The organism is Pseudomonas siliginis, from assembly GCF_024072275.1.
Lineage (GTDB): Bacteria > Pseudomonadota > Gammaproteobacteria > Pseudomonadales > Pseudomonadaceae > Aquipseudomonas > Aquipseudomonas siliginis.
Window position 1 is genome coordinate 1,347,200 of the sequence record NZ_CP099598.1, and the last position, 24,896, is coordinate 1,372,095.

Consider the following 24,896-nt stretch of genomic DNA (forward strand, 5'->3'; position numbering starts at 1 on the left):
TATTTTCGAAGGGAATGAACGGTCATGCGCTGCGGTGGCGACCATCAGTCGCCACCGCAGAAGGGCATCAGGCCGGGCGAACGCGCAGGGTCAGACCCTTGAGGAAGTTACGCAGCAACTGATCGCCACACGGCCGATAGTTGGTGTGGCCGACCTTGCGGAACAGCGCGCTCAGTTCAGGCTTGGATACCGGAAACTCGGCGGCCTTGAGGATCGCGTGCATGTCGTCTTCTTTCAGTTCGAAGGCCACACGCAGTTTTTTCAGGATGATGTTGTTGGTCACCGGCACTTCGATCGGCTGCGGCGGACGGCTTTCGTCCTTGCCGCGTTTGAAGATCACCAGGCCGTCGAGGAAGTGCGCGATGACTTCGTCCGGGCAGCGTACGAAGCCTTCTTCGTCTTCTTCTTTCTTGTCGAGCCAGGTGATGACATCGGCGAGCGTGACGTCCATGCCGCCCAGTTTGATGATCTCGACAACTTTCTTGTCGCTGATGTCGAGCATGTAGCGCACGCTGCGCAGTACGTCGTTATGAACCATGTCGGTATTCCTGATGCGTTGTGGGCAGCGCTCGCGGGCGCTGCCGGAATGTGTGGCGGCAGTGGAAGTTCTAGAACTTCTCTTTGCCGGACAGGTAGCGCCATTGGCCAACCGGGACCTTGCCGATCGACACGCCGCCGATGCGGATACGGCGGATGCCGATGACCTTCAGGCCGACCGCTTCGCAGAACTGCGCGATGATTCCCGGCTGCGGGTTTTTCATGGCGAAGCGCAGGCGGTTTTCGTTCTGCCAGCTGGCCTTGACCGGCGGCAGCTCCTTGCCCTTGTGCGTCAGGCCATGTTGCAGGCGGTTGAGGCCGTGGGCAGCCATCTCACCTTCGACTTCGACGATGTATTCCTGCTCGATCTTCGCCGCGTCGGCGGTGAGTTTGCGCAGGATTTTCCAGTCCTGGGTGAACACCAGCAGGCCGCTGGCCTTGGGCTGCAGGTCGGCGCTGGCGGTCAGGCGCAGGAAATGCCCGCGCAACGGACGCTTGCCGTAGCGATGCTCTTCGCTGAGGGTTTCGGCGCTGAGCGATTGCATGGCGCTGTCGACATCCATGCCGGCGGGCGCGTTGAGCAGGATGGTCACCGGCTCGGGCGCAGTGGCCTTGGCGTCCTTGTCGAGCTCGACCTTTTGCTCGCCGACCTTGAATTGCGGCTCATCGATGACTTCGCCGTCCACAGTGACCCAGCCGCCCTCGATGAACAGCTCGGCCTCCCGGCGGGAGCAACCGACCAGTTCGATGAGGCGTTTGGAGAGGCGGATCGGGTCAGTCATGACGGGGCCGTAACAAAAAAGGGGTGGGCATTGTACCTGTGTGGAAGCGGTTAAGCCCGGTTCCATTTGCAGGGTGTTGGTATTCCCTGTGGGAGCTGGCTTGCCTGCGATGGTATCAACTCGGTATTTCTCGTACACCGCGGCGTCTGCATCGCTGGCAAGCCAGCTCCCACAGGGTTCCAGGTTGTGTCAGGCATGGTTCGCGCGCTGTTGGGACTGCCGCAAGCGCATATGCAGCAGCGGATACGGCTGGCCCATGCCATCGACGTCGGAGCGGCCGATCACCTCGAAGCCCTGTTTCTCGTAAAAACCCAAGGCTTGCGGATTTTGTTCGTTGACGTCGAGTTCATCGGCGTTGAGCCGTTCGATCGCATAGCGCAGCAACTGCTTGCCCAAGCCTTGACCACGATGATCAGGATCGATGAACAGCATTTCAATCTTGCCCGCCGCGACACCGGCAAACCCGGTGATGCGCTGCTGGCGGTCCTTGGTGCAGATCAGCATTACCGCGTCGAGATAGCGGGTGAGCACCAGATTGCGCAGCAGCTCGATATAGCTGTCCGGCAGGAACCGATGAGTTGCACGGACCGAGGCCTCCCAGACCCGGGTCAGTTCTTCGTAATCGCTGATTTTCGGTGTGTGGATGACCGAATGCTGACGCATGTGCGTGTGCCTCTTGTGCGGTTCAAGGTAGTCCGTCCCCCGCTAAACGATAGCCGCAAAAAAGCCCCGTATCTCGGAAAAGAGCGGGGCTTTTTGGATTTGTTGCGGTGTCTGGCTGGCTATTTCTGTCGCCAGCAAGATCTCTCCCCCTCACCCCAACCCTCTCCCCCAGAGGGGGCGAGGGGGAAGGGAGCTGATCTTCGTGCTGTTCAAAGCCTGAGTTCGACTCGATATTTCAAGTCGCCGTCATTCTGAAGAGCACCTCGATCAGTCCCTTCTCCCCCAGAGAGGGCGAGGGGGAAGGGAGCTGAACTTCGTGCTTTTCAAACCTGAGTTCGACCGGATAGCTCAGGTCGATGTACCTAGAAAGAACAACACGGTCAGCTCCCTCTCCCTCTGGGAGAGGGCTGGGGTGAGGGGCTTTTGATCTTCAGATCAGATCTGCTCAGCCCACAGATCATATTCGTCAGCGTCAGTCACCTTGCACCAGACCTTGTCGCCCGGCTTCAGGTTGCTGCCGTTATCAATAAACACGTTGCCATCGATTTCCGGGGCGTCGAAGAAGCAACGGCCGACCGCGCCTTGCTCGTCCACCTCATCCACCAGCACTTCAATCTCACGACCAATGCGCATCTGCAGACGTGCCGAGCTGATCGCCTGCTGGTGCGCCATGAAGCGCTCCCAACGATCCTGCTTGACGTCGTCCGGGACCACTTCCAGATCCAGATCGTTGGCCGGTGCGCCATCCACCGGCGAGTACTGGAAGCAGCCGACGCGGTCGAGTTGGGCTTCGGTCAGCCAGTTGAGCAGGTACTGGAAGTCTTCTTCGGTTTCGCCGGGGAAGCCGACGATGAAGGTCGAACGGATGATCAGGTCCGGGCAGATTTCGCGCCAGTTCTTGATGCGCGCCAGGGTCTTGTCTTCGAACGCCGGGCGTTTCATCGACTTCAGGACTTTCGGGCTGGCGTGCTGGAACGGGATATCCAGGTACGGCAGGATCTTGCCGGCGGCCATCAGCGGGATCAGCTCGTCGACGTGCGGGTACGGGTAAACGTAGTGCAGGCGGACCCAGACGCCCAGCGTGCTCAGCGCTTCGCAAAGCTCGGTCATGCGGGTTTTCACCGGCGCGCCGTTCCAGAAGCCGGTGCGGTATTTCACGTCGACGCCGTAGGCGCTGGTGTCTTGCGAGATCACCAGCAGCTCTTTGACGCCGGATTTGACCAGGCGCTGCGCCTCGTCGAGCACATCACCGACCGGACGGCTGACCAGTTTGCCGCGCATCGACGGGATGATGCAGAACGAGCAGCTGTGGTTGCAGCCTTCGGAAATCTTCAGGTACGCGTAGTGGCGCGGGGTCAGTTTGATGCCTTGCGGCGGCACCAGGTCGATCAGCGGGTTGTGATCCTGACGCGGCGGCACCACTTCGTGCACGGCGTTGACCACTTGCTCGTACTGCTGCGGACCGGTCACGGCCAGCACGCTCGGGTGTACATCGCGGATGTTGCCTTCTTCCACGCCCATGCAACCGGTGACGATGACCTTGCCGTTTTCCTTGATCGCTTCGCCGATCACTTCCAGCGACTCAGCCTTGGCCGAATCGATGAAACCGCAGGTGTTGACCACCACGACGTCGGCGTCCTGATAGGTGGACACCACGTCATAGCCTTCCATGCGCAGCTGGGTCAGGATGCGCTCGGAGTCGACCAGTGCTTTCGGGCAACCCAGAGATACAAAGCCAACCTTTGGATTGGCCGGCGCAGGAGTGGTGGACATGTCTAACCTCGGTGTTTTGTGACGTCGCTTGCTTGATGCGCAAGCCGACGGATGGGCGCTTAGGGCGCGCCTCTGATCAAAAAGTGCGCAATTCTAGCGGCGGGCAACGCACTTGACCAGCTTTATACGGGGAAATACGACGAGTGCTGCGCTATGCTTCGCGCCGTTGAGCTTTACCGATTTCTTGCAGTCAATCATTGGTCTGTAACAACAGGTAAAACAGCGCATGCTGCAACTCAAAGCATAGTGCTTCCTTCAAAGAAGCCGGTATCGAGATCAGGAGTGTTGGATGGGTCAGGCAAGTAGTCATGCGGCGGGCGCCGAGGGTTCGGCAAGCAGACCGCTGAGCATGCTGGTCGCGGCGGTCGGGGTGGTTTATGGCGACATCGGTACGAGCCCGTTGTACACCCTCAAGGAAGTGTTTTCCGGCGGTTACGGCGTGCCGGTCAATCACGACGGCGTGCTGGGCATTCTGTCGTTGATCTTCTGGTCGCTGATCTGGGTGGTCTCGATCAAGTACATGATGTTCGTCCTGCGCGCCGACAACCAGGGCGAGGGCGGCATCATGGCGCTGACCGCACTGGCACGGCGCGCAGCGGCGGGGCGCAAGCGCCTGCGCACGCTGTTGGTGGTGTGCGGGCTGATCGGCGCGGCGCTGTTCTATGGCGACAGCATGATCACCCCGGCCATTTCGGTGCTGTCGGCGATCGAAGGCCTTGGCCTGGCGTTTGACGGCATTGATCACTGGGTGGTGCCGCTGTCGCTGGTGGTGCTGGTCGCCTTGTTTCTGATTCAGCGCCACGGTACCGCGCGGATCGGTATTCTGTTCGGGCCGATCATGGTTACCTGGTTCCTCGTCCTCGGCGCGCTCGGTGTGTACGGCATCAGCCACACGCCGGAAGTGCTGCATGCGCTTAACCCGATGTGGGCGGTGAATTTTTTCGTCGTGCACCCAGGCATGGGCGTAGCGATCCTCGGCGCGGTAGTGCTGGCGCTGACCGGCGCGGAAGCGCTGTACGCCGACATGGGCCACTTCGGTCGCAAGCCGATCGCCCGCGCCTGGTTTCTGCTGGTGCTGCCGGCGCTGGTGCTGAATTACTTTGGCCAGGGCGCGTTGCTGCTGGAAAACCCGGAAGCCGCGCGCAACCCGTTCTATCTGCTGGCGCCGAGCTGGGCGCTGATTCCGCTGGTCGGCCTGTCGACCCTGGCCACGGTGATCGCTTCGCAAGCCGTGATTTCCGGTGCGTTCTCCCTGACCCGTCAGGCGATCCAGCTCGGTTACATCCCGCGCATGTACATCCAGCACACCTCCAGCGACGAACAAGGCCAGATCTACATCGGCGCGGTGAACTGGGCGCTGATGGTCGGCGTGGTGCTGTTGGTGCTGGGCTTCGAATCCTCCGGTGCACTGGCCTCGGCCTACGGCGTCGCAGTGACCGGCACTATGCTGATGACCACCATTCTGGTGTCGGCGGTCATGCTGCTGCTGTGGAAATGGCCACCGATCCTTGCGGTGCCGGTGTTGATCGGCTTCCTGTTGGTGGATGGTCTGTATTTCGCTGCCAACGTACCGAAGATCGTCCAGGGCGGCGCTTTCCCGGTGATCGCCGGTATCGCGCTGTTCGTGCTGATGACCACCTGGAAGCGCGGCAAACAGCTGCTTGTCGAACGCCTCGACGAAGGCGCGCTGCCGCTGCCGATCTTCATCAGCAGCATCCGCGTGCAACCGCCGCATCGGGTGCAAGGCACCGCGGTGTTCCTCACCGCACGCTCCGACGCCGTGCCGCATGCCCTGTTGCACAACCTGCTGCATAACCAGGTGTTGCATGAGCAAGTGGTGTTGCTGACCGTGGTCTACGAAGACATCCCGCGCGTACCGCCATCACGGCGTTTCGAGGTTGAAGCGCACGGCGAAGGCTTCTTCCGGGTGATCCTGCACTTCGGTTTCACCGACGAGCCAGACGTGCCGCAAGCGCTGAAGCTGTGTCATCTGGATGATCTGGACTTCAGTCCGATGCGTACCACCTACTTCCTCAGCCGCGAGACGGTGATTGCTTCGAAGCTGGAAGGCATGGCGCGTTGGCGTGAGGCGTTGTTTGCGTTCATGTTGAAGAATGCCAATGGCAATTTGCGGTTCTTTAATTTGCCGTTGAACCGGGTGATTGAGTTGGGGACGCAGGTGGAGATGTAAGCCTGACCTCAACTGAAAAGCCCCCGTCAGCCTTGTGGTTGGCGGGGGCTTTTTTGTGCCTGTGCCCAATCCCTCAAACCACCGCTGATTCCCTGTGGGAGCGAGCCTGCTCGCGAAGGCGTAGTGTCAGTCGAAGCATGTGGTGGCTGAACCACCGCATTCGCGAGCAGGCTCGCTCCCACAGGGTATTGGGTTGAATCAAGAGGTGCGTTCAGACAGATCAGCTTCAGATTCAGTCTTCGTCCGCGCGGGTCGTGGGATCAGCGCTTGGATCACGTCATCAACCAAGGCTTTGCCCATCACCGTCAGGTAATGCGCAGCCCAGGCATGGCGGTCGGTGTCTCTATTGAAAGCAGCGTCTTCTGCGAAGGATTTGGCGAGGGACAGCAGGTCGGAGGATTGGGACAAGGCATTGATGATCGGGACGCCGGAGCGGACATTGAAGAACGCTTGATCCGAGTTGTAGAGGAAAGGGGTGAAGCCGATGGTTTTAAGATCAGATGGATTGCTCATTGTCAGTTCCCTTGATTTCGAGAGCTGCCGCATCCGATACCAAGCGAATGGGTGGCAGCTGTGCGCAGGTTGGTAAACCGGGGAACCAAGGAAACCGGCACGCTCGAAAGCGTCCCACACACAGCTGCCATAACACAGGGGCTCGGACGGGATTTCGCCTGAGTCGTGTCGGGTGCGCTGTTGCGCCTTATTCCACCGGGTTACCAAGCCCGATCGCTGAATGGGTCAGCGACGTCCGGAGAGTATCCCGTCAAAAAACAGCGCAATAGAGCGGCAAAGCGCCCCAACAAGAGTTTCGGAGTTTGCCTACAAGGTCTGTGGGCGTCATCTGATATTGCGAGACCGGAAGTAAACGAAACTAAACGTTGCTGGCGATTTTGTGGGTATTTGTTCGGTAGATGAATGAGTGTGGAGTTGACGATTCGATAATGCCAATTAAGCAGGTGTCCACGTTTTATGGAATGTGGACATTTGGTAATTTTAGTTTCCTGAAGAGTCAAGAAATTTACGAGCCTTGCCACAAAACCGCTGAATCCAGCGCAATTCCCCTGTGGGAGCGAGCCTGCTCGCGAAGGCGTAGTGTCAGTCGCCGAATCTGTAAACTGACCCACCGCTTTCGCGAGCAGGCTCGCTCCCACAGGGATTTTGGTGGCTGTTGGGATGTAAAAAGCCCCCGCAACCGTGAAGTTGCGGGGGCTTTTTGTGGATGCGCTTCAGATCACTCTTCGGCGACCGAGTCCTTGCTCTGGCGCTTCTGAATCAAGTCCACCAAACGCTTGGCCAGCGCTGGATAGTTCTCATCGAAGTGATGCCCGCCGGGCAGTTTCACCGCTTCGCCGACAGCAGTCTTGTCGGTGCAGCCACTTTCATCCGTCTCTTCTTCGCCATAGATGCACACAACCTTGGCCGCTGGCAGCTTGGCCATTTCCGGGCCGGTCGCGGCTTCTTTGCCGGCGTTGCCCAGCCAGCCTTCGACTTCGATTTCGAAGCTGCCGGTGCGGGCGAAGGCGAGCAGGATGATCGCGTCGACGCGTTGCTGTTCGTTCTCTGGCAGGCGGTTGTAGATCGCCGGCAGGACGTCAGCGCCGAACGAATAGCCGGTGAGGATGAAGCGCTTGGTGCCCCATTTCTGCCGGTAGTGCTGCATCAGTTCGGTGAGGTCGAGTGCGCTTTGCTCCGGGCTCTTGTGCTGCCAGTAGTAGCGCAGGGTGTCGATGCCGACCACCGGGTAGCCGATCTTGGCCATTTCGCCCGCCACGTCGCGGTCGAGGTCGCGCCAGCCGCCGTCGCCGGAGAGGAACAGGGTGACGGTGTCGTTGGCCTGACCGGCCGGCACTTCAACTACCGGGATCGCCAGGCCGCCGTTGGCCTTGTCGCCACCGACGAGGATTTTGCGCAGTTCGTTGTTCAGCACTTGCGACAGGTTGATGTCGTAGTCGCTGATGCTGGTTTCTGCGTTCGGCTGATCGCGTACGAAACCTGCGCTGGCGTCGTCCGGGTTGTCATTCCACGCCACCAGCCAGTGGCCGTGGGCGGCGGATTTCGGCAGCAGGTGAGTGCAGCCGGGTTTTTCCAGGGCCAGATCGACGGAGATGGCCTGGGCCTTGTCGTCTTTCTGTTCCGCCAGCCAGCGCCATGCCAGCACAGCGCCTGGGCCGATGCCGCTGACCAGGGTAGCCGGGCCATTCAGTTCGCGCAGGCCTGATTGCAGGGCGCGGCTTTGCAGCAGGCAGTCCTTGGGCAGAATCACCTGAACGATCTGCGCCGAAGCGCTGCGGCTGAGGGTGGTCAGTTGTTTCTCGGAGAGCTTCTGGTCGTCGGTGACGGCCACCAGCACCTGAGCCTTCGGCTTGTTGCCGGGGATCACGCGGGTCATGGCGGTGCCATCGGCAGGTTTCAGTTGTTCGACGGTCGGTTCCGGTGCCGGACGTTTGAGGTACCAGTAACCGCCGCCGGCAATCACGGCCAGCACCAGCAGGGCGGCCAGGATGTACTTCAGGGAGCGTTGAATCATCAGCGTTTCACCAATCCGGTCAAGCCGCCCGCGATCAGGGCAGCAGTGTCGGCCAGTGCCACGAGCGGATCGAGTCCGGCGGGCACGGCCATATAACGGGGTTCCCAGTCAGGCTGGAACTTGTCTTTGAAACGGCGCAAGCCTTGGAAGTTGTACAGCTGCTCACCACGGCGGAAGACCATCGAGCCCAGGCGCTGGGTCAGTGGTGCGCCGCGCCGGGGTTGCAGCCCCGACAACGGCACCATGCCCAGGCTGAAGCGCGCGTATCCGTGACTCTTATAGTGTTGAATCAGGCCGACCATCATGAATTCCATGGTCAGCTTCGGCGCTTCCGGGTGCGCGCGCATCAGGTCGAGACTGGCCAGATCGTGGCTGTAGGTCTCGAGCAGATTGGCGAACGCCACCGGGCGGCCTTCGAAGCGAATCACCGCAATGCGGAAATGCTTCAGGTAATCGTCGCTGAAACGGCCGAGGGAGAAGCCTTTCTCGCGCACGTTCTTGCCGGTCAGCCAGGCATCGGAAATCACTTTCAGCTCGTCCATCGGCGCCTGGCCCGGCTCATGGATTTCCAGCGACAGACCATCGCGAGTGCCACGGTTCCAGGTGTAGCGCAGATCCTTCATCTCCTTGCCCTTGGCTTCCAGGTCGAAGCGTTGCAGATCGACCCTGGCTTCTTCGCCGAGCTTGATCGCTGTCAGGCCGATGTCCATGTAGTACGGCAGATTCTCCGCGCGCACCTGATAGAACACGGGGCGGGTGTGATGGATGTCGCAGAGGTCGCGGAACTGCCAGATCATTTCCGCACGTTGCTGGCTCGGCCCGATCGGGTCGTACAGCGCCACCAGACTGCGGCCACGACGGGCGTACATCAGGAACGCCTCATCGTTGGGGTGAAACAGCAACGCCTTGTCACCGGTCAGCGCGAGGCCGCCGTCGGGTTGCGACGAGGCCATGAGAATCTTTGCCGCGCGATCCAGTTCGTCCGGCGTCGGCAAATGAATCACCGGGCGCGCCGTGCGCAGCAGCCAGGTCAGCGAGATGATCACCAGCAACACCGCCGCACCGAGCAGCGAGCGCAGGCCACGCGGCGCGTCAGCGTCGAGGGTGAACTGCCACCACAGCTGATGGCTGTAGGGTACGTCCTGATAGGCGAACAGCAGCAACCAGGCCGAAGCGCCCAGTACGCACAGGCTGGCGACCAGATACAGCGGCGAAAACGGCAGTTCGGTCAAACGGCTCGGACGGTAGAAAGAGCGGCGGAACACGCCGAGCAGCGCTGCCGTCAACGTCATCAGCGTGGCTTCTTCCCAGTCGAAGCCTTTGAGCAGCGAGAGCAGGGCGCCAACCAGCAGCAGAATGGTGGTCAGCATCCACGCCGCCGACAGGCGTCGACGCAGACCTTGGGCGAGCAACAGACAAAGGACGCCGATCAGGCTGGCGCCGAAGTGCGAGGCGTCGACCAGGCGATGCGGGATCAGAAAACCGATGTGCTCCAGGCGCGTGTCGATTTCCGGGGTCGCGCCGGAAAACAGCAGCACCACGCCAGACAGGAACACCAACACCGCCAGAACCGGCGCGGCCAGACCGGACGCCGCGCGCATGGTCTGGGATTGAAACAGGCGCTGGCCTTCGTTGATCAGCAGCAATACGCAAGCGACCAGCAGCGGCAGCACCACGTAGATCAGGCGATACAGCAGCAGTGCGGCTGCCAGCGGCGCGGCGCCGAGCTTGTCGGCAAACGCGGCGAGCAGAATCGCCTCGAACACGCCAACACCGCCCGGTACATGACTGAGTACACCGGCGGCCAGCGCCAGCAGATACACAAGCAGGAACGGCGCAAACGGCGGCGCTTCCGGCAGCAACAAGTAGAGAACGGTGGCGGCAGCCGCGACATCGAGGGCGGTGATCACCAGTTGCAGAAAGGTCAGGCGCCGACCCGGCAGACGCAGGGTGCGCCGCCCGACACGGACCAGCAGATTGTCGGGGTAGGGTTGTTCCGGCAGGCGACGACGATAGATGCCGATCGCCAGCACTGCACCGAGGATCAATACGGCAGCGGCGACCGAGCCCAGCAAGACTTCGGACAGCCCCAGCGCTTGCGAGGCGGCGGGCAGGTTGCTCAGGGTGGCCAGCGCTGCCAGTGGCGGCAGGGCGCAGCCCAGCGAGAGACTGGCGAACAAGGTCATGTGCGCGACTTCCGACGCACCGACGCCCAATCGCGCATATAAACGATAACGAACCGAGCCGCCGGACAGCAGCGACAGGCCGATCGCATTGCCAATCGCAAATGCGGTGAAACCGCCGAGCGCGAGGGTGCGCGGCGGCAGTTTCACACCAGCGTAGCGGCTGGCCGACCATTCATAGCCGAGCAGAATGATGAACCCGACCACGGTCGCACCGATGGCGCCGAGCAGGGCAGGTTTGGGCACGTCCAGAATCGAGTCATGCAGCGCGTCGAGATCGAGCTCGGCGAGCAGATGGCGGCAGGCAATCAGGGCAATGGCAAACAGCAGCAACGTGACGGCCAGACCGATCGGCTGACGGTATTTGCTTAATCGATCCAGCCAGCGCAAACGCTCGGGTTTGATCGGTTGTTCTGCTGTAACGGTGTCTTGTGGATCAGACGAGTTGGCGCGCATCAATCACCTCTTGGATTGTGCGCGACAGGATGGAGGTATCCAGCCAAGTTACCAATCCCTGTAGAAAAAAATAATCACAAAATACTACGCCTCTCGTCGGGCATCGGCGAGGGCAGTTCCTGGATTGCAGAAACCCTGTCTGTGACTCAAGCATAGTCGCAAGTCAGTGGTTCTGATGATCCCCAGCGGTTCACTGCACAGTGACAGATCATTGTTGCGAAAGGACTTTTTCGACAGATACAAAAAAGGCCACTCTTTCGAGTAGCCTTTTTTGATGTTTGGTTGCGGGAGCCGGATTTGAACCGACGACCTTCGGGTTATGAGCCCGACGAGCTACCAGACTGCTCCATCCCGCGTCTGTGTGGCGGCATTCTACAGGCGAACGACGAGGTGTCAACCGCTAATCCCGGAATGGGCCAAATAACTGCGAAATCGCGGCGAACGGTCGCAGGTAATGCGTAAGTTTCGGAAATGCAACAAATTGCCGTTTCGCTGGCGATTGAGCAGGGCGCGCGTTTGCAAAACAGACGCGCACAAAAAAGGCCACTCTTTCGAGTAGCCTTTTCTGATGTTTGGTTGCGGGAGCCGGATTTGAACCGACGACCTTCGGGTTATGAGCCCGACGAGCTACCAGACTGCTCCATCCCGCGTCTGTGTGGCGGCATTCTACAGAGGTTCGCGAGTGTGTCAACCGTCGATCCGGATAAATCTGTTGAGGTTCAAGCGCTTAGCGTATTTTCACGGCGGGCGGCCGGCGCGCAGGGCAAGTGGCGCAAGGCTTTCAGCTCTATTGCGCGCTGATCTGTGATTGAAAAAATAAATTCATCGGAAATCTCCTACGGTCGGAAAAGAACATTCAACCACTGATGCTATATACAGGTGCCAATGAGATACTGCCGCTCCGGCTTGCCACGTTGTCTTTTTCCGACATGACCCAGCGAAAAATCATCCACGTCGACTGTGACTGTTTCTATGCTGCCATCGAGATGCGCGATGACCCGCGTCTGGCCGGCAAGCCACTGGCGGTGGGTGGTTCGGCGGATCGGCGCGGGGTGATCGCCACCTGCAACTATGAAGCGCGCGCCTATGGTGTGCGCTCGGCCATGGCTTCCGGGCATGCATTAAAGCTGTGTCCGGACCTGACCATCGTCAAGCCGCGCATGGACGCTTATCGGGAAGCGTCGAAGGAAATTCATACGATCTTCGCCGACTACACCGACCTGATCGAGCCGCTGTCGCTCGACGAGGCCTATCTGGATGTGTCCGACAGCGCGCATTTCGGCGGCAGCGCCACGCGCATCGCCCAAGACATTCGCCGCCGGGTCTCCAACCAATTGCACATCACCGTTTCCGCAGGCGTTGCGCCAAACAAATTTCTGGCGAAGATCGCCAGCGACTGGAAAAAACCCAACGGTTTGTTCGTGATCACCCCGGATCAGGTCGAGGAGTTCGTCAGTGGTCTGCCGGTGAGCAAGCTGCACGGCGTCGGCAAGGTCACCGCCGACAAGCTCGGCAAGCTCGGCATCGTTGACTGCCAGCATCTGCGCGAGTGGGGCAGGCTGGCGCTGGTGCGCGAATTCGGCAGTTTCGGCGAGCGCTTGTGGAATCTGGCCCGTGGAATCGATGACCGGCTGGTGCACAACGACAGCCGCCGTCAGTCGATCAGCGTGGAAAACACCTACGACGTTGATCTGCCGGACTTGCGCAGCTGCCTGGACAAATTGCCCGAGCTGCTCGATACCCTGAAAACCCGCATGGCGCGGATCGACAGCAGTTATCGACCGGGCAAGCCGTTCGTCAAAGTCAAATTTCATGATTTCACCCAGACCACGCTGGAGCAGGCTGGGGCAGGGCGCGACCTTGGCAGTTATCAGTTGATGCTGACGCAGGCGTTCAATCGCGGCGGCAAGCCGGTGCGGCTGTTGGGGGTGGGAGTGAGGCTGGAGGATTTGCGCGGCGGGTTTGAGCAGATGGAGTTGTTTGAGCGGTAGATTCGCGGTGCCTGGCAGGGCCTCTTCGCGAGCAGGCTCGCTCCCACATTGGATCTGCGTCGTTCACAAATCCCTTGTGGGAGCGAGCCTGCTCCGGGCGGCGTTCCGACGAAGCTTCTAAGCTTTAATTCGGTCCCGGATCAGCCACTAAACGCCCGGCATCCTTGGCCAAAGACTTGAGAAACTCAGCCTGCAACTCCGGATCGTTGCGCGTCAGTTCGATCAGGCTCTGTTCCAGTTCGCTGGCTTCTTCTTCCAGGCCCAGCTCCGACAGGCGTTTGACCCGGTGTACCCACTGGCTCACCTCGTCATCTTCCAGATCGTCATAAATCAGCCCGTGCGCCTCAATCAACTTGCCGCGCAGGTGGCCGCTGAGCATCAGGGTCGAGTCGGAATGCACATCGTCCTTGGCGTCTTCGACACTGATCTGCAAGCGGCCGACATGGTTGAGGTCATGTTCGGCGAAAGGGCTATCGAGCAGATTCAAGCGCAGCACACCGTTGCGATCAGTGGTCATGTCGAATGTCTGCTTGCCGGCCTTGACCTGCACCGGTCGTTCGCTCCACGGCAGGCTCGAATACTCCGTGCGCTTGTCGCGCTGGACTTCATCGATGCCCGCGAGGTTTTGCTGCGCGCGACCATTGGACTGCACGTTCATGAACGGGTTGAGCCCGGCGAAACCGTAGCTCAGCCAATCCCGGGTGACGCTGTCCGGCAGGTTACCGAGGGCAAACACGTTGACCACGTTGGCACCGACACCACCGACCACGGCCACCGCGCCCAGCGGAATCTCGTAGACTTCGCGCCAGGGTTGGTAAGGCGTGTAGCGGTCGTAACGACGGGTGACCTCGAACTCGGTGACTTCGAAAGTCTTCTGCTCGTTGATCTTCACGCGTCGCTGCGGCAGCTCGAGCACCTTGGGCTCGCCGACATCGATCTGCAGGCTGTGATCGAGCAACTTTCTCTCGACCCGCTCTTCGTGCTCGCTGCGTTGCGACATGTGATTGGCGCAGCCGCTGACCAGCAGGGCGCCGCACAGGGCGGCGCCACCGAGGCCTAAGGTGTTTCGCTTGAACATGACGTCTCTATCTGGTTTCAGCGGCGGATACGGGCCTGAAGGAAGGACACAACATCGGCCACCGGCAGTGCTTGCGCCTCTGCTTCGGAACGACTCTTGTATTCCAGGTTGCCTTCGGCGAGGCCGCGGTCGCTGACCACGATCCGGTGTGGAATGCCGATCAGCTCCATGTCCGCGAACTTGATGCCCGGGCTGGTTTTCTTGTCGCGATCGTCCAGCAGCACTTCGAAGCCGGCCGCCGTCAGTTCGGCATAGAGCTTGTCGGTGGCTTCGCGCACCTGCTCGGTTTCATAGCGCAGCGGTACCAGCGCGATCTGGAACGGCGCCAGTGTGTCGCTCCAGATGATGCCGTTGGCGTCGTTGTTCTGCTCGATAGCTGCAGCGACCACGCGGGAAACGCCAATGCCGTAGCAACCCATTTCCAGAGTCACCGGCTTGCCGTTTTCGCCCAGCACTTCGCACTTCATCGCCTTGCTGTACTTGTTGCCCAGCTGGAAGATGTGCCCGACTTCGATGCCGCGCTTGATTTCCAGCGTGCCTTTGCCGTCCGGGCTTGGATCGCCGGCGACGACGTTGCGCAGGTCGGCAACGGTCGGAACCGGCAGATCACGCTCCCAGTTCACGCCGAAATAGTGCTTGTCGTCGATGTTCGCGCCAATACCGAAGTCGCTCATCATCGCCACCGAGCGGTCGATGATGATCGGCAGCGGCAGGTTCAGCGGGCCGAGCGAGCCGGCGCCGGCGCCAATCGCGTCACGCAGTTCGGCATCGGAGGCCATGACCAGCGGGCTGGCCACGCCAGGCTGATTGGCAGCCTTGATTTCGTTCAGTTCGTGGTCGCCACGAATCACCAGCGCGATCAGCTTGCCTTCTTCTTCGGCATGGACGATCAGGGTCTTGATGGTCTTTTCAATCGGCAGATTGAATTTTTCCACCAGGGCGGCGATGGTTTTGGTGTCCGGCGTGTCGACCAGACGCAGTTCTTCGGTTGGCGCAGGGCGCGAGGTTTCCCGTGGCACCGCTTCGGCTTTTTCGATGTTCGCCGCGTAGTCGGAGCCGTTGCTGAAGACGATATCGTCTTCGCCGGACTCGGCCAGCACGTGGAATTCGTGGGAACCTGCACCACCGATCGAACCGTTGTCGGCTTCTACCGGGCGGAATTTCAGGCCCAGACGCGTGAAGATGTTGCAGTAGGCTTCATGCATGCGGTCGTAGGTGACCTGCAGCGACGCCTGATCAGCGTGGAAGGAGTAGGCGTCCTTCATGATGAATTCGCGGCCGCGCATCAAACCGAAGCGTGGGCGGATTTCGTCGCGGAATTTGGTCTGGATCTGATACAGGTTGATTGGCAGCTGTTTGTAGCTGCTCAACTCGTTGCGCATCAGATCGGTGATCACTTCTTCGTGAGTCGGGCCCGCGCAGAAATCACGACCATGGCGGTCTTTGATGCGCAGCAGCTCAGGGCCGTATTCTTCCCAGCGCCCCGATTCCTGCCACAGCTCGGCCGGTTGGGTGCTCGGCATCAACACTTCCAGAGAACCGGCAGCGTTCATCTCTTCGCGAACGATGGCTTCGACCTTGCGCATGACCCGCAGGCCCATCGGCAGCCAGGTGTACAGGCCCGAGGCAAGCTTGCGGATCATGCCGGCGCGCAGCATCAGCTGGTGGCTGATCACGACCGCGTCGGAAGGCGTTTCTTTCTGTGTGGCGAGCAAAAATTGACTGGTGCGCATGGTTGGCCGTTGTCGGTTGCTATGACTGGAAATGACGGAGCAGTGTACCGGCGAGTTTTGCTGACGTACAGAAGTGTGGCCGGCGGAAGGCGCCAGCGGCGGGATTCCTCCCGCCATTGGCGAAGCGTCCTACGATTCTTCGGTGACGGGCGTCGGTGCAGGCTCGGGCGTCGGTGTTTGTCCTTCGCGGCGGCGCTCCTGAAACCAGTGGAGCGCGATCAGTAGCAGCGTCGGTACGCCGAGCAGGGCGGTAATGAGGAAGAAGCTGTGATAGCCGAACTTCTCGACCAGCACGCCGGAATAGCCGCCCATCAGGCGCGGCAGCAGCAACATGATCGAGCTGAGCAGGGCATATTGCGTAGCGGAAAACTTCAGGTTGGTCAGGCTCGACAGGTAGGCAACGAACGCCGATGTCGCCAGGCCCGAGCTGAAGTTGTCGAGGGAAATGGTCACCACCAGCATCTGCAGGTTCGGGCCCATGTCCGCGAGCATGACGAACAGCAGGTTGGTCGCTGCCGAAGACACACCACCGATAAACAGAATCGGCAGAATGCCGAAACGCACGATCAACAGGCCACCCATGCCGGCGCCGACGAGGGTCATGATCAGGCCGAAAATCTTGCTGACACTGGCGATCTGATCCTTGGTGAAACCCTGGTCAATATAAAACACGTTGGCCATGACGCCCATTACCGTGTCGGACATCCGGTAAGTGGCGATCAGGCCCAGCAGCAGCAGCGCCTGCCAGCGATAACGCAGGATGAAGTCATTGATCGGCGTCAGTACCGGCGCCAGTCCGCGCCGGCCCATGGCCGACAGACACATCCCCGTCAGCAACGTATAGAGGATGGCACGCAGGAAGGCGCGGTCTTCGAGCAGCAAATCGAGTGGGCTCATGTCGCCGAACAGCACGCCGGCGAAATCGGTGTTGTATAGCTGGGTGAACATCGCCGGTACGGAAACCAGCAGAACGATCAGCACGAACACCGACATCAATTGATGCATGAACGTGTAGCGCCCGGCCTGCAACTGCGTGCGCAGCGGTACGGGTGGTTCACGCATGAACAGCGTGGTCAGCAGCGCGGGCACCATCAATGCGCCGAACAGGACATAGGTGCCGGTCCAAGCTGCGTGCTTATAGTTGAAACCGGTGGAGCCGAAACCTTCGGCGAAGAACAGCGCGCCGGCGGTGGCCAGCAGGGCGGCGACGCGGTAACCGGACATGTAGCTGGCGGCGAGAGCGGCCTGGCGGCTGTCATCGGCGATTTCCAGGCGATAGGCGTCGACCGCGATATCTTGCGTGGCCGAGGCGAAGGCAACCACGACAGCAATGGCGATCAGCCAGGACAAATGCTTCTGCGGATCACAGAAACCCATGCCGATCAGCCCGAGAATCACCAGTGCCTGGGAGAGCACCAGCCAGGAACGGCGGCGGCCGAGTTTGCCCAGCAAGGGCAGGCGCCATTGGTCGAGCAGCGGCGACCAGACCCATTTGAACGCGTACGCCAGGCCGATCAGGCTGGCATAGCCAATGGTTTCACGGGCCACGCCTGCTTCACGCAGCCATACGGAGAGCGTCGAGAACACCAGCATGTACGGCAGGCCGGCGGCAAAACCGAGCAACAACAGCACGAGCGTCGAAGGACTGGCATAGGCGGCGAGCGCGGCGCGCCAGGTTTTACGGGGCATGGGCTGAAGTCTGCCTCAAAATTGCGAAAACAAAGCGCGCACTCTAACCGCTGTGCTCTACCGGACGCCAGCCATGGCGCCGAATATCCACACGATTGTTCTGGATGGTGATGCCTTCCATGCGCAATCGCGCACGTTGTTCATCACCGGAGGGGCTGCCGACCGGCAGGCTGATGCGCCCGCCGGCGCCGAGCACGCGGTGCCAAGGCAGCCTGGTGTCGCCGGGCAACTGGCTCAAAGTCCGCCCGACCCAGCGCGCGGCGCGGCCCAGCCCCGCAAGTTCGGCCAACTGGCCATAACTGACGACTTTGCCTTCGGGCACTTGCGCGAGCGTCGAGTAGAGTGCCGTGCGTCGGATTTGCGCATCGTTTTCGACGCTGTCGAGCGGGTCTTTCACGTACGCGGCTCCTGAGCATTGGCGTGATGATGGCGACAAGGGTAATCGCTCGTGGCGCGGTTGAGAAATGAACTCAATTGAAATAGTCCGGTCAGTCCTTGTCATGGGCAAAATCCTACGGATAATGCCGACCCTTTTCGCCAACTCTGAGCCCCCGATCTGCTTATGTTCCCCAGAACCCTGTTGTGCCTTGCTGTTTTCAGCGCGTCCACGCCCCTGCTTGCCGACACCGTCTGGTTGAAAAACGGCGACAAGCTGAGTGGCACTATCACGGTATTCGATGGCGGCAAGCTGCTGATCCAGACCAAATACGCCGGCGCAGTGGCGATTGACTGGAAAGAGGTCAAGACCCTCGACAGCGATCAGCATCTGTTGGTGAAGCAGGACGCCTATGCCGGCGAAGTGTCGAAGTCGCTCACCGCGGCCGACGATGGCAAGGTCACCCTGGCCAACGGCGAGGCGCCGAAGACGGTCGAGCTGGCGAGCATTCAGCAGATTCTCAAGCCCAAGCCGATCGTCACCGACCTGGTATGGAAGGGTAACGTCGATCTGGCGCTGGACTATCAGCGCGCCGAAAAGGACACCGACGATTACGACGTCGCCTTCAAGACTTCGGCTCGCCATGGTCGCTGGCGCCATACCGGCGAGGGCGAGTACAACCGCGAAGTCCAGGATGCGGAAACCACCACCAACAACTGGCGCGCCGAATACTCCCTCGACCGCTTCCTTACCGATCAGTGGTTCTGGCAAGGGCGCATCAACTACAAGCGTGATCACATCGAAGAGCTGGCGCGTCAGCGTGTGGTCGGTACCGGTCCGGGTTACCAGTTCTGGGACGATGAGCTGGGTGCGTTCTCGCTGGGCTCGTTGCTCAACCGCACCGACTATGAATACCGCGATGGCAGCAAGGACAACTTCTACTCCGTCGCGATGAAGTGGGACTACAACCGCTACCTGATCGGCAAGAAGGTCGAGTTCTTCACCAATGGCGAAGTCGGCAAGCCGCTGTCGGGTGTTGCCGATTACGCACTGGATGCCGAGCTGGGCCTGCGCTACAAGGTCACCGACTGGGCCTCGCTCAACCTCAAGGCCGAGCGCGACATCATCAGTGGCACCAACGATGCGGATCTGAACAAGACCCGTTATACCGCAGGGTTTGGCGTCGCCTGGTAAGGGCAGAAACAAAAAATCGCGGCCCCAAGGGTCGCGATTTTTTTTGCCAGCGCAAAACAGGCGCCCACAAAAAAGCCCCGCTTTTAAGGGCGGGGCTCTTTTCTAAAGAAGCTACAAGTTAGATAACTTGTACTTCTTCAGCTTGCATGCCTTTCTGACCGCGGGTAGCGATGAAAGAAACCTGTTGGCCTTCTTTCAGGCTTTTGAAGCCGTCGGATTGGATAGCTTTGAAGTGAACGAACAGGTCGTCACCGGATTGTGGAGTGATGAAGCCGAAGCCTTTTTCATCGTTGAACCACTTAACGGTACCGGTTTGGCGATTAGACATGGTGTAACTCCTTGAACAAAGATAACTGCGACTCAGGAAGAACCCTGGCCGAGACTGAGTGCAAAGAGCAGGAAAAATTCTTGTAGATGGTTGGATCGAAATTCAACATATCGTGTAGAGATTCTCAGTGACACAAGCAACACAGTGACGCCACCTTAACCCTTTTTCCGGAACGTGCCAATGTTTCTTGCAAAGGATTCTGTGTTTTAGGGATCGGCGGTGCGACGGTTCGTCGCCACATCGCGTAAATACGGGGTGTTCGCCGAGAATTGCGTTGCGCACTTTGAACGAGACGACGCGCCCGGTAAGATGCCGGACAGAATTTTTCCACCTCGCTATTCAGGACAAACCCGCCATGAGCATCAAATCGGACAAGTGGATTCGCCGCATGGCGCAGGAACACGGCATGATCGAACCGTTCGTCGAGCGCCAGATGCGCGGCAGCGACGACAGCCGGGTGATTTCCTACGGCGTGTCGAGCTACGGCTACGACGTGCGTTGCACCAACCACTTCAAGGTGTTCACCAACATCAACTCGGCCATTGTCGACCCGAAGAACTTCGACGCCGGCAGCTTCGTCGACATCCACAGCGACGTCTGCATCATTCCGCCGAACTCCTTCGCCCTGGCCAGCACCGTCGAGTACTTCCGCATTCCGCGCAACGTGCTGACCATCTGCCTGGGTAAAAGCACCTACGCGCGCTGCGGCATCATCGTCAACGTCACTCCACTCGAGCCTGAGTGGGAAGGTCATGTGACCCTGGAATTTTCCAATACCACCAACCTGCCGGCGAAAATCTACGCCAACGAAGGTGTGGCGCAGATGCTCTTCCTCGAATCCGACGAAGAATGTGAAGTTTCCTACAAGGATCGTGGCGGCAAATATCAGGGCCAGCGTGGCGTGACCTTGCCGCGTACCTGATCGACCATCCGACGGATGTCGGGAATTCTTTGGCGGGCAGACACTCTATGGGGTGTACTGCCCGTTTTTGTTACACACAGATTCGGGCCTTCACTGAGGAGTGCCCTATGAAGATCGACCCGCGAATCAGCGCTGAACTGGCAAGGCTTGAGCCCAATCAGATAGGCGTTCTGGCCTGGTCGTTACTGGCGAATCCGTCTTTGAGTCTGTCCGGCGGCGTGCCCGGCCAGCCCGATCCCGATACTCCCAACGAACAACCGACCGAACCAGGCGAACCAACGCTGCCGGACGAGCCGCCTCCGGCGCCTGTCGCCTGATCCACTGTCATGAATATGGCCCGTCAGTCTGATCGATTTGCGATCTAGCTGACGGGCCATATTTCGTTGTCGCCGATCACGAAGACTTTGCAGCTGTCGTCGCGCTCGACCTGATAGCCGCCGGTGAACGCACCGAATGCCGGCATCAGGCTGATGCGCTCACCGAGTCTGAAACAAGCCAGGCGCAGGCTCTGCCGACCTTTGCCATGCAGCCGATAGACCGGGTGCACGTGGCCGGCGAGCACGTGCCGTTCCGGATGCGCATCGGGCTCATGCTGCAGGGCGAACGGTCCGAGTAATAGCGGCTCTGGCACCACGCGGATATTCAGCGAGGCTGGTGGGGCGCCCGCGCGTTTATCGTGGTTGCCGCGAATCAGTGTCATCGGCAGGTCAGCGTGCCGTGCGCGCCACTCTGCCAGCGCATTCAGCGTGGTCGGGACATGTGAACCAGGCCCATGCAGAAAATCCCCGAGGAAGATCAACTGGCGACACGGCAACCGCGCCAGCAACGCGTCGATTACCTCGATGTTGCTCGCCGTCGTGCCATGCGGCACCGGCTGGCCGAGGCTGCGATAGGCCGCCGCCTTACCGAAATGCACATCGGCGATCAGCAATGCTTCCTGCGCTGGCCAGTACAGCGCTTTCTCCGGCAGCAGCCACAACTCCTCACCGGCCAAACGCACCGGGTACGCACTCACGACGATTTCCCGTTATCAGCGGTTTTTTCCAGGTCACCAACCATTCTTCTGATCCTGTCAGCCAGTTTTTCCGAACTCATGCTCTCGCGCATCCGCTCCACCAGCAGCGGAAAGCCCAACGGTGTAGGACGTTTAACCTGATGCACGTCCAGTTTCATCTGATTGATGCGCTCCAGTGTCTGTTCCAGACGGCGAATATCCAGCTCTTCGCGTAGGACTTCTTCCCCAGCCTGGGCCAGCAGCAGGTTGTCGGCGTCATATTGTTTGAACACCTGGAAGAACAAGCCACTCGACGCCTGCACCTGGCGGGTGCTTTTTGGTGCGCCCGGATACCCGGCGAACACCAGCCCGGCGATCCGCGCGATTTCGCGGAAGCGGCGCAACGCCAGTTCACCGGCATTGAGGCTGGCGAGCACGTCCAGCAACAGGTCATCGGCATTGAACAGGTGCGCGTCCAGATGCGTGGCCCAATCCACCGGCGTGGCGCTGAGCAGTTCCAGGCCGTAATCATTCACGGCAATCGAGAAGGTCACCGGCTGGCGCTGACTGACGCGCCACGCCAACAGGCTCGCCAGTCCCAGATGCACTTGTCGCCCGGCGAACGGATAGAGAAAAAGATGCCAGCCTTCGCGGGATTTCAGCACTTCGGCCAGCAGATTTTCCGTGGTGGGCAAGCCGGACCAGCGTATCTGCGTCTCCAGCAGCGGCCGCAACGCGTGCATTTCCGGGCCTTTGAATTGACCTTGAGCAGCGGCGCTGAAGCGCGTGACCACCGCTTCGGCCAGTTCGTTGGATAACGGCATGCGTCCGCCATTCCAGCGCGGCACGGCAGCCTTTTTCGCGGTGCTGCGTTTGACGTAGGCGGTCATGTTTTCCACCCGCACCAGTTCCAGCAGGCGCCCGGCGAAGAGGAAACCATCGCCCGGTTTCAGCCGGGCGATAAAACCTTCCTCGACGCTGCCCAGCTGTTTGCCGCCGCCGCCCTTGCTCCAGAATTTCAGGTTGATGCTCGCGTCGCTGACGATGGTGCCGATGCTCATGCGATGGCGCCGCGCCAGACGCGCATCCGGCACACGCCAGACGCCGTGTTCGTCCGGCTCGACCCGGCGGTAATCCGGATACGCTGTAAGAGACATCCCGCCATGGCGTACGAACGCCAGCGCCCAGGCCCAGTCTGCCGCTGTCAGGTCGCGATAGGCCCAGGCACCACGGACTTCTTCGTACAAGTCTTCAGGAATAAAGCCACCGCCAAGGGCCATGCTGACCAAATGCTGGACCAGCACATCCAGCGGCTTGTGCGGTGACAGGCGCGGCTCGATGCGCCGTTGCTCGACGGCATCGCGTGCGGCGACCGCTTCGATCAGTTCCAGGCTGTGGGTCGGCACCAGCGTCACCCGCGAGGTGCGCCCCGGTGCGTGGCCGGAGCGCCCGGCACGTTGCATCAACCGCGCAACGCCTTTCGCCGAGCCGATTTGCAGTACGCGTTCGACCGGGAGGAAATCCACACCCAAGTCCAGGCTCGAGGTGCACACCACCGCTTTCAACTGGCCATTCTTTAATGCCTGCTCGACCCAGTCGCGGGTATCGCGTGACAGTGAGCTGTGGTGCAGCGCGATCAACCCGGCCCAGTCCGGCCGCGCTTCCAGCAGCGCCTGATACCAGATCTCCGATTGCGCACGGGTGTTGGTGAACACCAGGCTGCTGGCACAGGCGTCAAGTTCGGCCACCACCTGCGGCAGCATCTTCAGACCGATGTGGCCGGCCCAGGGAAAACGCTCGATGGCCGGTGGCAGCAGGGTGTCGACTTGCAGGGTTTTTTCGCTTTTGCCTTGGACACTGACGCCGCCGCCCTGTGGGATCAGCACTTGCTCGGCGTGGGATTGATTACCGAGGGTGGCGGATACCCCCCAGACAATCAGTTCCGGCTGCCAATGACGCAGGCGGGCGAGGGCCAGTTGCAGTTGCACGCCGCGTTTGTTGCCGAGCAATTCGTGCCATTCATCCACGACGATCATGCGCAGGGTCGACAACGCCGTGCGCGCATCGGCGCGGGCGAGCAACAGGGTCAGGCTTTCCGGTGTGGTGATCAGCGTCGTTGGCAGACGTCGGCCCTGACGCGCGCGTTCGCTGCTGCTGGTATCGCCGGTGCGCAGGCCGATACTCCACGGAATCTGTAAGTCATCCACCGGAATCTGCAACGCGCGGGCGGTATCGGCGGCGAGGGCGCGCATCGGCGTGATCCACAGCACCGTCAGCGGTTCGGCCGGCGGTTTGCGTTTGCGCGGTGTAGCCACGGGCGGCTGCAAGCGAGCGAAGCGATTGAGTGCGGCAAACCACACCGCGTAGGTTTTACCAGCGCCGGTGCTGGCGTGGAGCAAGCCGGACTCGCCGTTTTTCACCGCCGCCCACACCTGTTTCTGAAAGGCGAACGGCTTCCAGTCGCGGGCGCTGAACCAGGTTTTTGCAAAGTCGGGGGATTTCGCCATGCCGGCTGCGTGCGCTCTGGAGGTGTTGTTTCAGAGACAGCGAAGCGGGGCGACAAGTTTAACTTTGTCGGTCGATGGATTCCCCCTGTGGGAGCGCGCCTGCTCGCGAATGCGATTGCACATTCAACATTGATGTTGACTGATAAACCGCTTTCGCGAGCAGGCTCGCTCCCACACAGGGGTGGGTTGCCAACCTTATTTAAGATTGCCGCTGAGGAATTGCTTCAGCCGTTCGCTTTTCGGATTGCCCAGCACGTCTTCAGGTGCACCTTCTTCCTCCACCAGACCCTGATGCAGAAACAGCACCTGATTCGACACCTTGCGCGCAAAACTCATTTCGTGGGTGACCATGATCATCGTCCGGCCTTCCTCGGCCAGACCCTGAATCACTTTCAGCACTTCGCCGACCAGTTCCGGGTCGAGTGCCGAGGTCGGTTCGTCGAACAGCATCACTTCCGGCTCCATCGCCAGTGCCCGGGCGATCGCCACGCGTTGTTGCTGGCCGCCGGACAGAAACGCCGGGTATTGATCGGCGACCCGCGCCGGCAAGCCGACTTTGTCCAGATAACGTCGGGCGCGATCCTCGGCTTCCTGTTTGCTGCAGCCCAGCACCCGGCGCGGGGCCATGGTGATGTTTTCCAGCACGGTCATGTGGCTCCACAGGTTGAAATGCTGGAACACCATCGCCAGCCGCGTGCGCAGGCGTTGCAGTTCATCGGCGTCGGCAACGTGCATGCCGTGGCGGTCGGTGACCATGCGGATCGCCTGGCCATCAAGGCTCATGGCGCCGTCATTGGGTTGTTCAAGGAAATTGATGCAGCGCAAAAAGGTGCTTTTGCCCGAGCCGCTGGCGCCGATCAGGCTGATCACGTCGCCGGTTTTGGCCTTGAGCGAAACGCCTTTGAGCACCTGATGATCGCCATAGCTTTTGTGCAGGCCTTCAACGGTCAGTTTGTACATGGACGAGCATCC

Annotated in this window: 20 protein-coding genes and 2 tRNA genes; 5 read left to right on the forward strand and 17 right to left on the reverse strand. The window is 60.3% G+C overall.

Annotated features, from left to right (window positions below; genetic code table 11):
• Positions 1-67 precede the first annotated feature (67 nt).
• The 4 genes from NF676_RS06425 to rimO all read right to left on the reverse strand — a co-directional run bounded on the left by NF676_RS06425 (position 68) and on the right by rimO (position 3,755).
• The gene (locus NF676_RS06425; RefSeq protein ID WP_056783315.1) at positions 68-538 is read right to left on the reverse strand and encodes a YehS family protein; all 471 of its coding nucleotides are present in this window, start codon (positions 536-538) and stop codon (positions 68-70) included.
• A 70-nt stretch (positions 539-608) separates the two neighbouring features.
• Positions 609-1,319, reverse strand: a complete 711-nt coding sequence (locus NF676_RS06430) for an rRNA pseudouridine synthase (protein WP_056783317.1) — start codon at positions 1,317-1,319, stop codon at positions 609-611.
• A 189-nt stretch (positions 1,320-1,508) separates the two neighbouring features.
• On the reverse strand, positions 1,509-1,982 hold the full coding sequence (locus NF676_RS06435; RefSeq protein WP_150636366.1) for a GNAT family N-acetyltransferase: 474 nt from the start codon (positions 1,980-1,982) through the stop codon (positions 1,509-1,511).
• Positions 1,983-2,417: 435 nt separating this feature from the next.
• Positions 2,418-3,755 carry a 30S ribosomal protein S12 methylthiotransferase RimO gene (gene rimO, locus NF676_RS06440; RefSeq protein ID WP_024011887.1) on the reverse strand — a complete coding sequence of 446 codons (1,338 nt, stop codon included), beginning with the start codon at positions 3,753-3,755 and terminating at the stop codon, positions 2,418-2,420.
• A 349-nt stretch (positions 3,756-4,104) separates the two neighbouring features.
• On the opposite strand from rimO, the gene NF676_RS06445 reads away from it, so the two are divergent.
• Positions 4,105-5,946 (forward strand): potassium transporter Kup, encoded by a 1,842-nt coding sequence (locus tag NF676_RS06445; RefSeq protein ID WP_370695135.1) that lies wholly within the window; start codon positions 4,105-4,107, stop codon positions 5,944-5,946.
• Between the two features lie 198 nt (positions 5,947-6,144).
• Here NF676_RS06445 and NF676_RS06450 read toward each other — a convergent pair whose 3' ends face one another.
• From NF676_RS06450 to NF676_RS06470, 5 genes are all read right to left on the reverse strand, one after another.
• Positions 6,145-6,459, reverse strand: a complete 315-nt coding sequence (locus NF676_RS06450) for a DUF3077 domain-containing protein (RefSeq protein ID WP_252887406.1) — start codon at positions 6,457-6,459, stop codon at positions 6,145-6,147.
• A gap of 718 nt (positions 6,460-7,177) precedes the next feature.
• On the reverse strand, positions 7,178-8,473 hold the full coding sequence (locus tag NF676_RS06455; RefSeq protein ID WP_252887407.1) for a virulence factor family protein: 1,296 nt from the start codon (positions 8,471-8,473) through the stop codon (positions 7,178-7,180).
• Positions 8,473-11,112, reverse strand: a complete 2,640-nt coding sequence (gene mprF / locus NF676_RS06460; RefSeq protein ID WP_252887408.1) for a bifunctional lysylphosphatidylglycerol flippase/synthetase MprF — start codon at positions 11,110-11,112, stop codon at positions 8,473-8,475. Before mprF ends, NF676_RS06455 begins: the two co-directional genes overlap by 1 nt.
• Positions 11,113-11,391: 279 nt before the next feature.
• Positions 11,392-11,468: transfer RNA gene (locus tag NF676_RS06465), tRNA-Met, on the reverse strand.
• A gap of 217 nt (positions 11,469-11,685) precedes the next feature.
• A tRNA-Met gene (locus NF676_RS06470) sits at positions 11,686-11,762 on the reverse strand.
• 279 nt (positions 11,763-12,041) lie between these two features.
• Between NF676_RS06470 and dinB the strand changes: the two genes are divergently transcribed.
• Entirely contained in the window at positions 12,042-13,103 is a 1,062-nt protein-coding gene (gene dinB, locus NF676_RS06475; protein ID WP_252877596.1) for a DNA polymerase IV, read from the forward strand.
• 124 nt (positions 13,104-13,227) lie between these two features.
• On the opposite strand, the gene NF676_RS06480 is transcribed toward dinB, so the two are convergent.
• The 4 genes from NF676_RS06480 to NF676_RS06495 all read right to left on the reverse strand — a co-directional run bounded on the left by NF676_RS06480 (position 13,228) and on the right by NF676_RS06495 (position 18,000).
• A complete protein-coding gene (locus NF676_RS06480) occupies positions 13,228-14,181 on the reverse strand; it encodes a hypothetical protein (RefSeq protein WP_056783330.1) in 954 nt (317 codons plus the stop codon).
• A 17-nt stretch (positions 14,182-14,198) separates the two neighbouring features.
• On the reverse strand, positions 14,199-15,914 hold the full coding sequence (locus tag NF676_RS06485; RefSeq protein ID WP_041478071.1) for a proline--tRNA ligase: 1,716 nt from the start codon (positions 15,912-15,914) through the stop codon (positions 14,199-14,201).
• Between the two features lie 129 nt (positions 15,915-16,043).
• On the reverse strand, positions 16,044-17,603 hold the full coding sequence (locus NF676_RS06490) for an AmpG family muropeptide MFS transporter (RefSeq protein ID WP_041478070.1): 1,560 nt from the start codon (positions 17,601-17,603) through the stop codon (positions 16,044-16,046).
• 43 nt (positions 17,604-17,646) lie between these two features.
• On the reverse strand, positions 17,647-18,000 hold the full coding sequence (locus tag NF676_RS06495) for an MGMT family protein (RefSeq protein WP_083352143.1): 354 nt from the start codon (positions 17,998-18,000) through the stop codon (positions 17,647-17,649).
• A 165-nt stretch (positions 18,001-18,165) separates the two neighbouring features.
• Between NF676_RS06495 and NF676_RS06500 the strand changes: the two genes are divergently transcribed.
• Entirely contained in the window at positions 18,166-19,173 is a 1,008-nt protein-coding gene (locus NF676_RS06500) for a DUF481 domain-containing protein (protein WP_024011896.1), read from the forward strand.
• 118 nt (positions 19,174-19,291) lie between these two features.
• Here the strand turns inward: NF676_RS06500 and NF676_RS06505 are convergent, their stop codons facing one another.
• On the reverse strand, positions 19,292-19,501 hold the full coding sequence (locus NF676_RS06505) for a cold-shock protein (protein ID WP_002554837.1): 210 nt from the start codon (positions 19,499-19,501) through the stop codon (positions 19,292-19,294).
• A gap of 355 nt (positions 19,502-19,856) precedes the next feature.
• On the opposite strand from NF676_RS06505, the gene dcd reads away from it, so the two are divergent.
• Both dcd and NF676_RS06515 read left to right on the forward strand, forming a co-directional pair.
• Positions 19,857-20,423 carry a dCTP deaminase gene (gene dcd / locus NF676_RS06510; RefSeq protein WP_007940589.1) on the forward strand — a complete coding sequence of 189 codons (567 nt, stop codon included), beginning with the start codon at positions 19,857-19,859 and terminating at the stop codon, positions 20,421-20,423.
• Between the two features lie 107 nt (positions 20,424-20,530).
• Positions 20,531-20,740 carry a hypothetical protein gene (locus tag NF676_RS06515; protein WP_016771389.1) on the forward strand — a complete coding sequence of 70 codons (210 nt, stop codon included), beginning with the start codon at positions 20,531-20,533 and terminating at the stop codon, positions 20,738-20,740.
• Positions 20,741-20,784: 44 nt separating this feature from the next.
• On the opposite strand, the gene pdeM is transcribed toward NF676_RS06515, so the two are convergent.
• The 3 genes from pdeM to NF676_RS06530 form a co-directional block, all read right to left on the reverse strand.
• The gene (pdeM, locus tag NF676_RS06520; protein WP_431078352.1) at positions 20,785-21,438 is read right to left on the reverse strand and encodes a ligase-associated DNA damage response endonuclease PdeM; all 654 of its coding nucleotides are present in this window, start codon (positions 21,436-21,438) and stop codon (positions 20,785-20,787) included.
• The gene (locus NF676_RS06525) at positions 21,435-23,924 is read right to left on the reverse strand and encodes a ligase-associated DNA damage response DEXH box helicase (RefSeq protein ID WP_252887409.1); all 2,490 of its coding nucleotides are present in this window, start codon (positions 23,922-23,924) and stop codon (positions 21,435-21,437) included. Before NF676_RS06525 ends, pdeM begins: the two co-directional genes overlap by 4 nt.
• A 195-nt stretch (positions 23,925-24,119) precedes the next feature.
• Entirely contained in the window at positions 24,120-24,884 is a 765-nt protein-coding gene (locus NF676_RS06530; protein WP_041478066.1) for an ABC transporter ATP-binding protein, read from the reverse strand.
• Positions 24,885-24,896: the final 12 nt, after the last annotated feature.